The 14,482-nt window shown below is 67.8% G+C and carries 13 protein-coding genes, 1 tRNA gene and 1 pseudogene; 10 read left to right on the top strand and 5 right to left on the bottom strand.

The genetic code is table 11. The features are described from left to right. Positions 1-19: 19 nt before the first annotated feature. Positions 20-220 (top strand): hypothetical protein, encoded by a 201-nt coding sequence (locus G6N37_RS00255; protein ID WP_163674166.1) that lies wholly within the window; start codon positions 20-22, stop codon positions 218-220. Here the strand turns inward: G6N37_RS00255 and G6N37_RS00260 are convergent. Then, positions 217-1,032, bottom strand: coding sequence for a cyclodehydratase (locus tag G6N37_RS00260; RefSeq protein WP_179961893.1), 816 nt, complete (start codon positions 1,030-1,032; stop codon positions 217-219). The genes G6N37_RS00255 and G6N37_RS00260 overlap by 4 nt on opposite strands. 520 nt (positions 1,033-1,552) lie before the next feature. Continuing rightward, the gene (locus tag G6N37_RS00265) at positions 1,553-2,914 is read right to left on the bottom strand and encodes a zinc-dependent metalloprotease (RefSeq protein WP_163674294.1); all 1,362 of its coding nucleotides are present in this window, start codon (positions 2,912-2,914) and stop codon (positions 1,553-1,555) included. A 77-nt stretch (positions 2,915-2,991) separates the two neighbouring features. Between G6N37_RS00265 and G6N37_RS00270 the strand changes: the two genes are divergently transcribed. Next, positions 2,992-4,014, top strand: a complete 1,023-nt coding sequence (locus G6N37_RS00270; protein ID WP_163674297.1) for a YlbL family protein — start codon at positions 2,992-2,994, stop codon at positions 4,012-4,014. Between the two features lie 74 nt (positions 4,015-4,088). Further along, positions 4,089-7,070, top strand: coding sequence for a UPF0182 family protein (locus tag G6N37_RS00275; RefSeq protein ID WP_163674299.1), 2,982 nt, complete (start codon positions 4,089-4,091; stop codon positions 7,068-7,070). Between the two features lie 3 nt (positions 7,071-7,073). Here G6N37_RS00275 and G6N37_RS00280 read toward each other — a convergent pair whose 3' ends face one another. After that, complete coding sequence (locus G6N37_RS00280; RefSeq protein WP_174813771.1) at positions 7,074-8,054, bottom strand: GlxA family transcriptional regulator; 981 nt, start codon at positions 8,052-8,054, stop codon at positions 7,074-7,076. Positions 8,055-8,153: 99 nt separating this feature from the next. On the opposite strand from G6N37_RS00280, the gene G6N37_RS00285 reads away from it, so the two are divergent. The 4 genes from G6N37_RS00285 (at position 8,154) to G6N37_RS00300 (ending at position 10,232) form a co-directional block, all read left to right on the top strand. After that, positions 8,154-8,804: an HD domain-containing protein gene (locus G6N37_RS00285; RefSeq protein ID WP_163674302.1), complete on the top strand. Its 651-nt coding sequence runs from the start codon at positions 8,154-8,156 to the stop codon at positions 8,802-8,804. 17 nt (positions 8,805-8,821) lie between these two features. Further along, the gene (locus tag G6N37_RS00290; protein WP_163674304.1) at positions 8,822-9,520 is read left to right on the top strand and encodes a nitroreductase family protein; all 699 of its coding nucleotides are present in this window, start codon (positions 8,822-8,824) and stop codon (positions 9,518-9,520) included. Between the two features lie 21 nt (positions 9,521-9,541). Then, positions 9,542-10,078 carry a cupin domain-containing protein gene (locus G6N37_RS00295; RefSeq protein ID WP_163674308.1) on the top strand — a complete coding sequence of 179 codons (537 nt, stop codon included), beginning with the start codon at positions 9,542-9,544 and terminating at the stop codon, positions 10,076-10,078. A 77-nt stretch (positions 10,079-10,155) separates the two neighbouring features. After that, positions 10,156-10,232, top strand: a tRNA-Met gene (locus G6N37_RS00300). A gap of 115 nt (positions 10,233-10,347) precedes the next feature. Here G6N37_RS00300 and G6N37_RS00305 read toward each other — a convergent pair. Next, positions 10,348-10,611, bottom strand: a pseudogene (locus tag G6N37_RS00305) (Hsp20/alpha crystallin family protein); the annotation flags it as partial. A 259-nt stretch (positions 10,612-10,870) separates the two neighbouring features. Here G6N37_RS00305 and G6N37_RS00310 point away from each other — a divergent pair. Further along, positions 10,871-11,122: a hypothetical protein gene (locus tag G6N37_RS00310; protein WP_083175992.1), complete on the top strand. Its 252-nt coding sequence runs from the start codon at positions 10,871-10,873 to the stop codon at positions 11,120-11,122. Positions 11,123-11,189: 67 nt separating this feature from the next. Here the strand turns inward: G6N37_RS00310 and G6N37_RS00315 are convergent, their stop codons facing one another. After that, the gene (locus tag G6N37_RS00315) at positions 11,190-11,660 is read right to left on the bottom strand and encodes a glucose-6-phosphate dehydrogenase (RefSeq protein WP_163674315.1); all 471 of its coding nucleotides are present in this window, start codon (positions 11,658-11,660) and stop codon (positions 11,190-11,192) included. Positions 11,661-11,983: 323 nt separating this feature from the next. On the opposite strand from G6N37_RS00315, the gene G6N37_RS00320 reads away from it, so the two are divergent. Together G6N37_RS00320 and G6N37_RS00325 are read left to right on the top strand one after the other, a co-directional pair. Then, complete coding sequence (locus tag G6N37_RS00320; protein ID WP_163674318.1) at positions 11,984-13,432, top strand: amidase; 1,449 nt, start codon at positions 11,984-11,986, stop codon at positions 13,430-13,432. A 9-nt stretch (positions 13,433-13,441) separates the two neighbouring features. Further along, on the top strand, positions 13,442-14,449 hold the full coding sequence (locus tag G6N37_RS00325) for an NAD-dependent epimerase/dehydratase family protein (RefSeq protein WP_163674321.1): 1,008 nt from the start codon (positions 13,442-13,444) through the stop codon (positions 14,447-14,449). The last annotated feature ends 33 nt before the right edge of the window (positions 14,450-14,482 follow it).

A 14,482-nucleotide genomic window follows, 5' to 3' on the forward strand; every position in this document is an offset into this window, starting at 1 on the left:
GCACTAGGCGACTCCGCGAATGGCGCATCCGAAGGACGGCCAGGACATGTCAGCAAAGCAGTCGCAGCACGACGCCGCGGACGCCTTGTTCAGGGCGATCATCGAGACGCTGGACAAACATCGCACCGACCGCACCTTGACCGCGGAGATCCTGCACCACCTCGCCACGGCCTACGAATCGGTGTCGACGAACGTTCCGGACCAGGGGCAGCGGGGTTAGCACGCGCACAGCGGGTGCCGGGTCCACTGCCGCGCGACGATCGCGCCGGCGTTGAGATCGAATTCCAGTGTGGCGTCGAGCGTCTGCGGCGGACCCGGATCGGGTACCGCCCCTTGCCGGCGCACGGCCGCGATCACCCGGTTCACCTGGCTGAGCGCCAGCGCCGCGGTTGCCAGCAGCGTCGCCCGGTCGGCCACCCCGACCGTTTCCCGCAGCTGCGCCGAGATGGCCGGCCAGGCGGCGTCGCGGTCCCGGCGGTGCAAATCGGCGCAGCCCAGGCAGCTGGTCCTGCCCGGGATGACCAGCGGGCCGACCAGCCCGATGCCGTCGCGGACCCGCACCGGCAGGTGCGGGACACGCCGGGTGTGCAGGTCGCGGACCATGCGCGGATCGGCGACCAGATAATCGGACAGCACCATCAGATCGACGTCGGTGGCGGACACGGCGGCGTGCGGTTGACTGGTGTGCGCGATTCGGGCACCCGAGCAGCGCAACGCCTCGACCAGCAGGTCCGAGAGCGGGCCGCGGCCGTGGATCCGGATGGACGGCGCGCGACCGCGGGACTTCGCGCATTCGGTCGCGACGCCCGCACCGATCAGCCGGGCTACCAGGTCCCTCAGGCCGTCGGCATCCAGCAGGCCGCGGTCGGCGGCGCGGCGCTGCAGCTCCGCAAGCGGCGTCGGTGAGCGCATGGACCGCAGCAACGCGGCCAAATCCGCCGCGCCCAGTCCGCCCGGGCGACGCACCAGCACGGCGCGGCGCGGATCCCAGCCGACCTGCACGGCGCCGTCGGGCCGCAGTAGCACCGGCATGGCCGGGTCCAGCGCGTAGAGAGCAGAGGACGTCTGCGGCACGAATGCCGACTGTGCCACGCCGGCGGCGATGGGCCCGGTCAGTTATCCACAGAACCGCCGAACCGTCAGGGTTGTCCAGCCGGTGCGGGCGGCGGCGGTGGTGGGCACGGCTTGCCGCCGCGTATTCCAATGACCGTTCCGTTCGTCGTGGTCACCGGTCCGACCGTGACGCCGCAGGGCCAGTTGGCCTCGTTACCGGGATCATTCGGGTCGGGGGCCGGATCAGCTTGCGCGACCCCGGCACTGAACGCCAGGGCGACTGTCGCCAGTCCCGCGGCGATGATTGGTTGTCTCCGCATTTTCCCCACCTAATGTCTAGCGTCCGTAGCCAGCATGCGCTCTCAGCCTAGTGGATCGGGCCGATGCGCTCGACCTCAACGGGGTAGCAGCTACGCTGCTCGTGGACTCGGAACGGTGCGTGCACTATGCGCGAATTACGTTGTGCGCACGCGTTTGTTGTATGGGACCGCCGCCCCGGTCAGTTATCCACAGGGCCGGCGTCGGGGCCCTCGGGGTTCTCCTCGAGCTTGGCGATCGCCTCGTCGATGCCGCTGGTGTCGCCGCCGATGACCCGGTCGATGAAGCCGGCCGGGTCGTCGAGGTCCTCGGCGTCGGGCAGCAGATCGGGGTGTTGCCAGATGGCGTCGCGGGCATCCATGCCGGCGGCCTCGGTGAGGCGCTCCCACAGCGCGGCGGCTTCGCGCATCTTGCGGGGGCGCAGCTCGAGGCCCACCAGCGTCGCGAACGTCTGCTCGGCCGGGCCGCCGGTGGCGCGGCGGCGGCGCAGCGTCTCGCTGAGCGCGGCCGCCCCCGGAATCCGGTCGCCCAGGGCCGCGGTCACCACCACCTGCACCCAGCCCTCGATCAACGCGAGCAGCGTCTCGAGGCGTTCCAGCGCCTGCGTCTGCGCCGGGGTCGCCTTGGGCTCGAAAACGCCCTGCCCCAAGAGGTTTTCGATGGCGGCCGGATCGGACAGGGTCGCCGGGTTGAAGTCGCGGGCCAGCTCCTCGATCCCGCTCATGTCGATCTGCATGCCCGTCGCGTAGGCCTCCACGGCGCCCAGCAGCTGGCTCGACAGCCACGGCACGTGGCCGAACAGCCGGTGGTGGGCGGCCTCGCGGGCGGCCAGGAACGTCATGATCTCGCTGCGGGGCTGCTCGAGCCCCGAGGCGAACGACTCCACGGCGTCGGGCAGGATGGCGGCAACGCCCTTGGGCCCCAACGGCAGCCCGATCTCGGTCGACGTCAGCACCTCGCGGGACAACCGGCCCAGCGCCTGCCCCAGCTGGGAGCCGAAGGCCATACCTCCCATCTGCGACATCACCGCCATCAGCGGGCCGGCCATGCCCTTGGCCTCCTCGGGAAGCGAGGAGGCCCATACCGTCGAAATCTGTTGTGCCATCGGGTCGCACAACCGTTTCCAAGTCTCCAAGGTGTTGTCGACCCAGTCGGCCGGGCTCCAGCCCACCGCCTTGCTGGTGCCGGCGGGCAGCGCCGTGGCGCCGTCCAGCCAGGTCTCGGCGAGGTGCACCGCGTCGGCGATCGCCGAGTGCGTCGTCGGCGGGATGGGCGCGACGAACCCGATCGAATTCGTCGCCACCCGGCGCGCCAGTTCGTAGTTGACCGGTCCCGAGGTTTCGCCCCCGGCCATCCCGGCGCCCGCGCTGGAGAACATCTGACCCAGCTGGGTGAAGATCTGCCCGAGGTCGCCCATGCCGAATGCGCCGAACGGATCGGAGCCGCCGGGGCCGGAATTGGGATCTTTCTTCCCCGGATTGTCGGGGTCTTCTCCGGGGGAGAAGCCGAAAGGCAGGTCAGCCATACCGTCAACGGTACTCACCGCGGGAACGGAGCGGGCGGTCTCGGGTCGGCTTGTGGCTGAACCGGGGGCGGTGGGCTCCGTCTAGTGTAATCGGCGTGAACAGGCGGATTCTGACCTTGATGGTCGCGCTGGTGCCGATCCTGGTCTTCGGCGTGTTGCTCGCGGTGGTGACCGTGCCGTTCGTCTCGTTGGGCCCCGGGCCGACCTTCGACACGCTCGGTGAGGTCGACGGCAAGCAGGTGGTGGCGATCGAGGGCACCGCGACGCATCCGACCACCGGGCACCTGAACATGACCACGGTGTCCCAGCGGGACGAGCTGACGCTGGGTGAAGCGCTGACGCTGTGGCTTTCGGGCCAGGAGCAGCTGGTCCCGCGCGACCTGATCTATCCACCGGGCAAGTCGCGGGACGAGGTCGACAAGGCCAACAACGCCGACTTCAAGGACTCCGAGGACAGCGCCGAGTACGCCGCCCTGGGCTACCTCAAGTACCCGGCGGCGGTGACGGTCGCCAAGGTCACCGATCCGGGCCCGTCGGCGGGCAAGCTGAAGAACGGCGACGCCATCGACGCGGTCAACGGCGTCCCGGTGGCCGACGTCGACCAGTTCACCGGGTTGCTGAAGGGCACCAAGCCCGGCCAGACGGTGACCATCGACTACCGGCGCAAGAACGAACCGGCCGGCGTGGCGCAAATTACGCTGGGCGCGAACAAGGATCGCGACTACGGCTTCCTCGGTGTCGCCGTGCTCACCGCGCCGTGGGCGCCGTTCGTCGTCGACTTCAACCTCGCCAACGTGGGTGGGCCGTCGGCCGGCTTGATGTTCAGCCTGGCGGTGGTCGACAAGCTGACCACCGGCGACCTGGCCGGGTCGAAGTTCATCGCGGGGACCGGCACCATCTCGGCCGACGGGAAGGTGGGCCAGATCGGCGGCATCACGCACAAGATGGTCGCCGCCCACGCGGCCGGCGCCACCGTGTTTCTGGTGCCGGCCAAAAACTGCTACGAGGCCAACTCGGACAATCCGTCCGGCCTGCGCCTGGTGAAGGTCGAGACCCTCAGCCAGGCGGTCGACGCGCTGCACGCGATCACGTCGGGGGGCCAGGCGCCGAGCTGCTGAAGCTCGGCCGGGATCGCAGGTCGCGCGATGCGTAGAGTTGTCACCGTCGATCAATCGAGCAGGGAGCGTGGCCAGTGGGGATGCGGCCCACCGCACGGATGCCGAAGCTGACTCGGCGTAGCCGGGTTCTGATCCTGATCGCACTCGGTGTGATCGCGTTGCTGCTCGCCGGTCCTCGGCTGATCGACGCGTACGTGGACTGGCTGTGGTTCGGTGAGCTCGGCTACCGCTCGGTGTTCACGACAGTGCTGGTGACCCGGTTCGTGGTCTTTCTGGTGGCCGGTCTGCTGGTGGGCGGGATCGTGTTCGCCGGTCTGGCGGTGGCCTACCGCACCCGCCCGGTGTTCGTGCCGAGTAGCGACAACGATCCGGTGGCCCGGTACCGCGCGGTCGTCCTCTCCCGGCTCCGGCTGGTGGGCATCGGGGTCCCGGTCGCGATCGGTCTGCTGGCCGGCATCGTGGCGCAGAGCTACTGGGTGCGGATTCAGCTGTTCCTGCACGGCGGGGACTTCGGCATCCGGGATCCGCAGTTCGGCAAGGACCTCGGCTTCTACGCGTTCGACCTGCCGTTCTACCGGCTGCTGCTCAGCTACCTGTTCGTCGCCGTGTTCCTGGCCTTCCTGGCCAACCTGTTGGCGCACTACATCTTTGGCGGCATCCGCCTGTCGGGGCGCACCGGCACGCTGAGCCGCTCGGCCCGAATCCAGCTGGTGACCGTGGTGGGGTTGCTGGTGCTGCTCAAGGCGTTCGCGTATTGGCTGGACCGCTACGAGTTGCTGTCGCACACGCGCGGGGGCAAGCCCTTCACCGGCGCCGGGTACACCGACATCAACGCGGTGCTGCCGGCGAAGCTGATCCTCATGGCGATCGCGCTGATCTGCGCGGCCGCGGTGTTCTCCGCCGTCGTGCTGCGTGACTTGCGGATTCCGGCCATCGGCTTGGTGCTGTTGCTGCTGTCGTCGTTGATCGTGGGCGCGGGGTGGCCGCTGATCGTCGAGCAGATCAGCGTCAAACCCAATGCGGCGCAGAAGGAAAGCGAATACATCAGCCGCAGCATCGCGGCGACGCGGCAGGCGTACGGCCTGACCTCGGACGTGGTGACCTACCGCACGTACGCCGGCGACACGCAGGCCACGGCCCAGCAGGTGGCCGACGACCGGGCGACCACCTCCAACATCCGGTTGCTCGACCCGACGATCGTCAGCCCGGCCTTCACCCAGTTCCAGCAGGGCAAGAACTTCTTCTACTTCCCCGACCAGCTGTCCATCGACCGGTACGTCGACCGCACCGGCTCGCTGCGCGACTATGTCGTCGCGGCCCGCGAACTCAACCCCGACCGGCTGATCGACAACCAGCGGGACTGGATCAACCGGCACACCGTCTACACCCACGGCAACGGGTTCATCGCCTCGCCGGCCAACACCGTGCGCGGAATCGCCAACGACCCCAACCAAAACGGTGGCTATCCCGAATTCCTGGTCAACGTCGTGGGCGCCAACGGCAACGTCGTGTCCGACGGCCCGGCACCGCTGGACCAGCCGCGCATCTACTACGGCCCCGTCATCTCCAACACCTCCGCCGACTACGCGATCGTCGGCCGCAACGGTGCGGACCGCGAATACGATTACGAGACCAGCGCCGACACCAAGAACTACACCTACACCGGGCTCGGGGGAGTGCCCGTCGGGGACTGGTTGTCCCGCAGCGTGTTCGCCGCCAAGTTCGCCGAGCGAAACTTCCTGTTCTCCAACGTGATCGGCTCCAACAGCCGCATCCTGTTCAACCGCGACCCAGCCCGCCGCGTGGAGGCGGTGGCGCCGTGGCTGACCACCGACAGCTCCGTGTACCCGGCGATCGTCAACAAGCGGCTGGTGTGGATCATCGACGGCTACACCACGTTGGACAACTACCCGTACTCCGAACTCACCTCGTTGGAATCGGCGACCGCCGACTCCAACGAGGTGGCGTTCAACAAGCTGGCCCCCGACAAGCAGGTCTCCTACATCCGCAACTCGGTCAAGGCGACGGTGGACGCCTACGACGGCACCGTCACGCTGTATCAGCAGGACGAACAGGACCCGGTGCTCAAGGCGTGGATGCAGGTCTTCCCCGGCACCGTCAAGCCGAAGAGCGACATCACCCCCGAACTCGCCGAGCACCTGCGCTACCCCGAGGACCTGTTCAAGGTGCAGCGGATGCTGCTGGCCAAGTACCACGTCAACGATCCGGTGACGTTCTTCTCCACGTCCGACTTCTGGGACGTGCCGCTGGACCCGAACCCGACCGCCAGCAGCTATCAGCCGCCCTACTACATCGTCGCGAAAAACATTGCCAAGAACGACAATTCGTCGTCATACCAGCTGACAAGCGCGATGAACAGGTTCAAGCGCGACTACCTGGCCGCCTACATCAGCGCCAGCTCCGACCCCGCGACGTACGGCAGGATCACGGTGCTGACCGTCCCGGGTCAGGTCAACGGGCCCAAGTTGGCCAACAACGCCATCACCACCGACCCGGCGGTGTCCCAGGACCTCGGCGTGATCGGGCGTGACAATCAGAACCGCATCCGCTGGGGCAACCTGCTCACCCTGCCCGTGGGCCAGGGCGGTCTGCTGTATGTCGAACCGGTTTACGCCTCCCCGGGGGCCAGCGACGCCGCCTCGTCGTACCCGCGGCTGATCCGGGTGGCGATGATGTACAACGACAAGATCGGGTACGGCCCCACGGTGCGCGACGCGCTGACCGGGCTGTTCGGTCCCGGCGCCGGCGCCGCCGCGACCAGCATTCAGCCCACCGAAGGCGGCGCCCCCCAGGCCCCGCCGGTGAGCCCGCCCCCGCCGGCCGGACCACCGGGAGCGCCACCGCCGGTCGCGGCGGTTCCGCCGGTCCCGGACGGGTCGGTGACGCTGACCCCGGCCAAAGCCGCTGCCCTGCAAGAGATTCAGGCGGCGCTGGGCGCGGCCAAGGACGCCCAGAAGAAGGGTGACTTCGCCGGTTACGGTGCGGCGTTGCAGCGGTTGGACGACGCCATCACCAAGTACAACAACACCAAATAGCCCTCAGGCGTAGGCCGTCCGGAACCTCTCCCGATAGGCCTTCGGGCTGATGCCCAGGTGGTTGACGAACACCCGTCTCAGCGTTTCGATGCTGCCGAAGCCTGCCATGCCCGCCGTCTCGGTGACGGAGCGGCCGGATTCGAGTGCGCCACGGGCGAAGTCGACGCGAACCAGTTCGACATAGCGCGCCGGACTCATGCCGAGCTCGGATTGGAAGAGCCGGGTCAGCTGACGGGTGCTCAGTGACGCGCGGGCTGCAAGCGACGCCACGCTGTGATCGGCGGCCGGGTTGGCCGCCACCGCATCGATGACCGCGCGCAGCGGCGACTGTGGCGGCGGATCGGCCTCGACCAGTACCGAGAATTGCGATTGGCCCCCAGCGCGTTTGAGGTAGACGACCAGCCAGCGGGCCACGTCGCGGACCAGTTGCGTCCCGTGATCCATCTCGACCAACGCCAGCGCCAGGTCGATGCCCGACGAAATCCCGGCCGAGGTGAAGACGTCGCCGTCGCGGACGAAGATCGCGTCCGGCTCGACGGTGACATCGCGGAAGGCGCGGGCCAGCAGCCGGGCATCGTGCCAGTGCGTGGTGGCGCGCCGGCCGCTGAGCAGGCCGGCCTGGGCGAGGATGAACGACCCCGTGCAGATGGAGGCCATCCGCCGGGACCGCGCCGACAACGATCCGACCGCCTCGACGAGCGCGGGGTCGATCGGCCGCCCGGGCAGGTGGTCGCTGCCGGCGACCAGGACGGTGTCGGCCGAATCGATCGCCGCGATGCGGTCGCTGACACCCAATCGAGTCCCGATCGAGGTGGTCACGTCCCGACCGTCCACCGACGCGATCTTGAGCCGGTAGTCGGCGCCGAACCGGTTGGCTTCGACGAAGACTTCGCCGGCCCCGGCGACGTCCAACAGGGTCACGTCGTCGAAGACGACGATCACCACCACCCGCGAACGCGCTTCGGCTCCGGCCACGTAACACATTGTGTCGCTTTCTGTGGAGAAGACGGCTCGAACGCCCACGGTCGGGCGGCCCGGTCCGCCGTACATTGGCAATCACGGTCACCCGAAGGAGACGAGATCATGACCAGCAGCTCGATCGAAAGCATCGCCGGCATCCAGATCCCCGATACCGCGCTGGTGCGCGAGGCCACCGATTTCATCCGCGACGCCGAGGACGACCTGCTGTTCAACCACTCGCGCCGGGTATTTCTCTTCGGTGCGCTGCGGGGCCTGCGCCGCGGAATGCAGCCGGATCTCGAGCTGCTCTACGTCGCCGCGATGTTCCACGACCTCGGGCTCACCGGGCGCTACCGCACCTCGACCGTCCGCTTCGAGGTCGACGGCGCCGACGCGGCCCGCGACTTCCTGACGGCGCGCGGGGTCGACCGGGCCGACGCGGACAAGGTGTGGCTCGGGATCGCCCTGCACACCACCCCCGGCGTTCCCGAGTTCCTCGCACCCGAAGTCGCCCTGCTGCAGGCCGGGGTGGAAGTCGACGTGGTCGGCGTGGGCCGCGACGATCTGGCTCCCGACGCCCTCGCGGCGGTGACCGCCGCCCACCCGCGGCCCGATTTCAAGAACCGCATCCTGGCGGCGTTCAACGACGGCATGAAGCACCGTCCGCAGACCACCGCCGGCACCATGAACGCCGACGTGCTGGCGCACTTCGATCCGGCCTTCGAGCGCGTCGACTTCGTCGACAAGATCCTCCACAACAGCTGGCCGGAGTAGCGGAAAGGAGCAGACAAATGGATCTCTATGAAGCGCTGTACACCACCAGGATGATGCGCCGGCTGCGGCCGGACCCGATTCCGCTGGAGACGCAGGCTCGCATCCTCGACGCGGCCGTGCGCGCCCCCAACGGCGGCAACACCCAGCGCTGGCACTTCGTGGCGGTGGACGATCGCGAACTCATCCGCGAGTTCGCCGAACTGTTCCGTCAGGCCCGCGCCATCGAATACGAGAAATACCGCACCGGGGCGGGGCCGATGGCGGCGCCGGCGCCGGGTGCCGACCCGGCCGCGCATGCCGAAACGATGCGCCGCATGCAGGGCTCGGGGAACTACCTGGCCGACCATTTCGAGGAAATCCCGCTGTTGCTCTTCGTCTTCGCGATCGACGACCTCGGCGGCGCCAACATCTACCCCGCGATCTGGAGCGCGTTGCTCGCCGCCCGCGCCGAGGGCGTCGGCGGCGTCATGACGATGGTGCTCCGTAATTTCGAGGACAAGGTGAACGAACTGCTGGGCGTGCCCGTCGGGCAAGGCTGGAAGATGTCGGCCATGCTGGCCCTCGGCTACCCGCGGGGCAGGTGGGGTGTCGCGGCCAATCGTCGTCCCGTCCACGAGGTTTCATCCCGCAACCACTGGGGCAAGCCGTTCGGTGTCGAGGTGCCGCAGCCGCTGTGGTCGCCGCGGGAAACCGCCGGCCTCGCGGCGGCGGGATAACGACCGGGGAAGGTGAGTCAGATGACCGGATCGAACGACATCGGGGTCACCGTGGTGCAGCCGGGGGCGGGCGAGTACGTCGCCCTCCCCGGATTCGGGGCGGTGTTCAAGCTGTCCAGCAAGGCCAACGGGGGTGAGGTGTCGATCGTCGAGCACCCGTTCGAGGTCGGCCTGCTCACGGCGGCGCACATGCACACCCGTGAGGACGAGCACTCGATCGTGCTCGCGGGCGAGATCGGCTTCCGCTCCGACGACAGCGAGGTCGTCCTCGGTCCCGGCGGCTACATCACCAAGCCCCGCGGGCAGATGCACGCGATGTGGAACGCCGGCAGCGAGCCGGGCCGCATCATCGAGGTCATCACGCCCGGCGGGTTCGAGAACTACTTCCGCGAGCTCGGTGAGCTGCTCATCGAGCACGCCGACGACCCGGCGGGCAAGGTCCTGCACGAGTTGCCCGAGTTCGCCGAGCTGGCCGACAAGTACGGGCTGACCTACGGCTCGCCCGACTGGATGGACGACATCGCCCAGCGGTACGGGCTGAACCGGCCGTCGCACTGAACAGAGCCTGCGCCGAAACCCCGTGACCGCGCGATTTGGTCGCCGTGACGCCGGTTCGGTAACCTGGCATTCACCAACGCGGGGTGGAGCAGCTCGGTAGCTCGCTGGGCTCATAACCCAGAGGTCGCAGGTTCGAATCCTGTCCCCGCTACCAGGTAAAACGGCCCCCGGAACTACTCCGGGGGCCGTTTTCGTGCCGGATGGCAACACACTTTCCGCCATGAACGCCCCCCGCCGGCAGTGCGCGGCGACGTGTCTGCTTGCGTCAGTCAGCTGGTGGCCTGCACAGGGATGTGTTTCTCCGCCGGCGCAGCCTCCTTGGAAAGGGCCACCGACACGGTCAGAATGCCCTTGTCATAGGTGGCTTTGATGTCGCCTTCATCCGCACGGGCGGGCAGCGAAACCGAGCGAACGAACGAGCCGTAGGAAAACTCCGAGCGGCCCCTGGTTTCCTTCTTCTCGCCGCGCTCGGCCTTGATCGTCAACCGGCCATCGCGCACGGTGATGTCGACGTGCTTGGCCGGGTCGATTCCGGATTACGTCTCCGTCTCCGAACTCGTGGGCCGAAGGGGATGACTACGGTCGTAGAAGGTCCGGGGCCTGCCAGGCAGTTTTCGGTCAATGAGCACTTCGACTCAGACAAAGGGCCTTTCGGCCGTGGTGTCATCTGTGTGATTCGGTGACCATGAGCCAGGGCCGGGTTGCCATCTTGCCCGCCGATCTTGGTATCTGGACCCCGAGGAAACGAAAAGTGCAATGGCGAACGGTAATTCAGTACATCGATCGTCGTTCTTGGTCGATCTGCCCGCGATGTTTTCTTCGGTGTCGGCACAGGAGCTCCTCGCCAAACCACTGCTGCGAGCGCTCATGATCGAATACTGGTGCTGGGAACAGGGAATGGCTGATTGGTATGCGCGGCAACCAGCGCGGCGTCACCGCGACTTCGCAGGCTGGATCATCGAGGGACGGGCACTGTTCGACCGGCTCGACGAGCTCAAACAGCTCGCCAGTGGGGTTGACCTGGTGGACACCCCTGACGGGTGAGACGCTGCGGCGTGGTGCACGAGGCGTCGATCATCGCGGCATCGGGAAGACCGCGGCGAAAAAACAGCTAAGCGGGCAGGTCCACCCGCAACGCCAAGTGCTCATCGAGTATCCGGCGCAGCGCGGCGTCCATCGGGTCCCCGGATGATGCGAGATCGCGGGTGAACCGGGCGTCCACCACGACTACCGCGCCACCGCGCAGTTCGGCGCCGTCGACCTGATCGACGAGCGGATCGAAGAATGCGCGCGGTGTGGCCAGGTAATACAGCGCCCGGCGCGACCCGTTCAACTCGGCGGCATAAACCAGTCCGTGTTGGGTGATCACGAAAAGTTCCGAGGTGATTCTGGCATTCGGGATCTCGGCTTGAGCCGATGCAATTGCGGCGCACCGGGGCTGCGTCAGCCTGTCCAGGGCATCGTCACTCAACGTGAGTAACTTTTCGACGAGTGCCCCACCCGTTCGCGGATATGTGTCGACGGCGGTGCGGAAGTACCGCTGGAAAATCTGGCCGAAAAAGTCGTACCGTAGCTCGCTCATGGCAGCTTCCTAAGTTTCAGACATGCACCTCGATTATGCGCCCGCACCGTGAGCTGAGCACCGGTTTGGCCCGGAAGGCGTGGGGTCCGCGAACACGCCACGATCGCCCGCACACCGACGGCATGAACGACAGCGTTGCCGGCCGAACCCCAGAGGCGGCTCAGTGACACACCGCGGCAGCGCCTGCCGAGGGCGAGAAGCTTTGCAGATTGCCAGGTTTCGACGAGTATGGGCCGCAAATGCGTCCGGCACGTGATCATGTCGTGCGCCTTGTTTCGCGCTGATGCGTAAGCTGAGTAGTGGGTTTCGCGCGAAGGACACCGATGACCGCCGTTGATGATCAAGGCCTGGTTTTCGCCGGGGTGGCACGGCTGGCGCAGCTGGTCCGCGGTCGCGAGGTTTCGCCGCGGGACGTGGTGACGCTCTACTTGGAGCGGATCGCCCAACTCGACCCGGTGTTGAACGCATTTCGCGTCGTGCTGGACGAGCGGGCGATGGCCGATGCGGCGCAGGTCGAACGGCGGCTCGCCGCCCGGGAGGTGCTGCCGCTGGCGGGCGTGCCGGTTGCGGTCAAAGACGACACCGATGTGGCGGGGGTTTCGTCGATGTGCGGCACCGGGATCGATACGGGCCCGGTGAGCAGCGACAGCGCCGCGGTGCGGCGCCTCCGGGCGGCCGGGGCGGTGATCATCGGCAAGACGCATCTGCCCGAGTTCGGTGCCGTCCCGATGTGCGAGTCGCCGACCTGGGGCGTGACGCGCAATCCGTGGGATCCGTCCCGCACAACCGGGGGTTCCAGCGGTGGTTCGGCGGCCGCGGTGGCGGCCGGCATGGTGCCCGGCGCGCTGGGCACCGACGGGGGCGGGTCGGTTCGCATCCCGGCCGCGTGCTGCGGCCTGGTAGGCATCAAGGGGCAACGCGGATGGATCAGCACCAAGCAATCACCCGAGCGGGCTTACCGGTTCCACGGGCTGCACCACATCGGCGCGCTGGCCCGCAGCGTGGCCGACGCGGCGCTGCTGCACGACGCGATGGCCGGCGCCGAGCCCGACGACGAGATCCCCCCTGCGTCACCGGCACCGCCGCTGACGGACGCGGTATCGCGCCCGCCCCGTCGTCTGCGAATCGCGATGTCCTTCAAGCCGGTGGTTCCCGTGCCGGTCAGCGAGGAGGTGCGCCGGCCCGTGTGGGAAACCGCCGAGTTGCTGCGCTCGCTCGGCCACGAGGTCGTCGAGCGTGACCCACTCTATCCGCCGGCTGCGATCCTCTCGGTATTCGTGCTGATGATGCATGGCCTCGCCGATGAAATCGCCCGACTGCCCACACCCGAGCTGCTGGAACCGCGGATTCGGGCGGAGGGTCGCACCGCGCGGCTGGTCCCCGACAGGCTGGCTCACCGCGCACTGGCCGCGCGGGACCGGATGAGCGAGCGGGGTTTGCGGCCCATAGCCGATTGCGACGTGCTGATGACGCCGGTACTGGCTAAGCCTGCGGTGCCTGTCGGACACCTCGAGGGGATAGGGCCAACCCGCGCCATGGCGCGGGTGTTGGCGTTCATGCCGTTCACCCCGCCGCAGAACTACACGGGGCAACCAGCCATGTCGATTCCGGCCGGCGTCTCGGCCGACGGCCTGCCCGGAGCGGTCCATCTGGTCGGGCGACCCCACGACGGATCCACACTCGTTTCGCTTGCCGCGCAACTGGAATCAGCACGACCGTGGGCCCATCGCCGGCCACCGGTCGCGTCGTATCGCACCCCAGGGTCCGGTTGACCCGCACCGATGGCACACACCGTGATAACCGGAGCAAGCGGGCTGCTGGGGGCCAACCTGGCCGCCGAACTGATCGCGCAGGGGCACACTGTGACCGCGACGCGACGCCCGAGCACCGATACGAGTTCGCTGGCCGATCTGCCGATCGAGTGGGTCTGCGCTGACCTCGGTTCGGTGGCAGAACTCCGCGATGTGTTCACCGGCGCCGACGTTGTCTTCCATTGCGCCGCATGCGTTTCGACCAGGCGGACGGTCACACCGGCGATCTCGGCGGTCAATGTTGACGCGACTCGAGCCGTCATCGAGGCCGCGATCGCCGTCGGTACGCCGCGGGTCGTCCACACCTCGACCGCGAACACGATCGGACCCACACCCGACGGCACACCAGCCGACGAGCAGACACCATGGGGCTGGGAGCGTGCCGGGCTGGCCGGCGCTTACCCAGTGACCAAACGGCGCGGCGAAATCCTCGTGCAGCGGGCCTGCGACAAGCTGGATGCAGTCATCGTCAACCCGACCTACCTGGTAGGCCCGCGCGATGCCAGACCCAGTTCCGGCCGTCTCATCGTCGAGGTCGCCAACCGCAGAATCCCTTATTGGACACCGGGATACAACAATTTCGCGGATGTCTGCGAGGTGGCGCGTGGCATGATCGCCGCGTGGCTGCGCGGAAAACGCGGCGAACGCTACATCCTGGGCGGCCAGGAGCTGACGTATCGCGAGTACATCGAGCGAGTGGCGCATGTGGTCGGGGTCGATCCGCCGCGCAGACGACTGGCCTATCCGGTCGCATGGATAGCAGGCAAGGCCGGCGACCTGTTCGAGGTCGTCACCGGTCGGGAAACCACAGTGAACTCGATGTCTGTCGGATACGCGTTCACCGACCGGTACCGGTACCGGTGCGACAAGGCGGCGCGAGAGCTGGGCTATGTGGTGGGACCGATTGAACCTGCAATCCGCAACGCGGTCGCGTGGTTTCGCGCTCGAGGCATGATCCCGTCCGGGAACATTCCATGATGCGCACGCGCCTGTGGGCGCTCCGGAGCATCA

It is taken from the genome of Mycobacterium seoulense (assembly GCF_010731595.1).
Taxonomy (GTDB): domain Bacteria; phylum Actinomycetota; class Actinomycetes; order Mycobacteriales; family Mycobacteriaceae; genus Mycobacterium; species Mycobacterium seoulense.

What these genes read in the sequence shown, in the direction of transcription:
- G6N37_RS00255 (WP_163674166.1), top strand. Translation starts at nt 20, where the DNA reads ATGGCGCATCCGAAGGACGGCCAGGACATGTCAGCAAAGCAGTCGCAG.
- G6N37_RS00315 (WP_163674315.1), bottom strand. Translation starts at nt 11,660, where the DNA reads ATGAGCGAGCTACGGTACGACTTTTTCGGCCAGATTTTCCAGCGGTAC.
- G6N37_RS00290 (WP_163674304.1), top strand. Translation starts at nt 8,822, where the DNA reads ATGGATCTCTATGAAGCGCTGTACACCACCAGGATGATGCGCCGGCTG.
- G6N37_RS00260 (WP_179961893.1), bottom strand. Translation starts at nt 1,032, where the DNA reads ATGCCGGTGCTACTGCGGCCCGACGGCGCCGTGCAGGTCGGCTGGGAT.
- G6N37_RS00285 (WP_163674302.1), top strand. Translation starts at nt 8,154, where the DNA reads ATGACCAGCAGCTCGATCGAAAGCATCGCCGGCATCCAGATCCCCGAT.
- G6N37_RS00325 (WP_163674321.1), top strand. Translation starts at nt 13,442, where the DNA reads ATGGCACACACCGTGATAACCGGAGCAAGCGGGCTGCTGGGGGCCAAC.
- G6N37_RS00295 (WP_163674308.1), top strand. Translation starts at nt 9,542, where the DNA reads ATGACCGGATCGAACGACATCGGGGTCACCGTGGTGCAGCCGGGGGCG.
- G6N37_RS00320 (WP_163674318.1), top strand. Translation starts at nt 11,984, where the DNA reads ATGACCGCCGTTGATGATCAAGGCCTGGTTTTCGCCGGGGTGGCACGG.
- G6N37_RS00280 (WP_174813771.1), bottom strand. Translation starts at nt 8,054, where the DNA reads ATGTGTTACGTGGCCGGAGCCGAAGCGCGTTCGCGGGTGGTGGTGATC.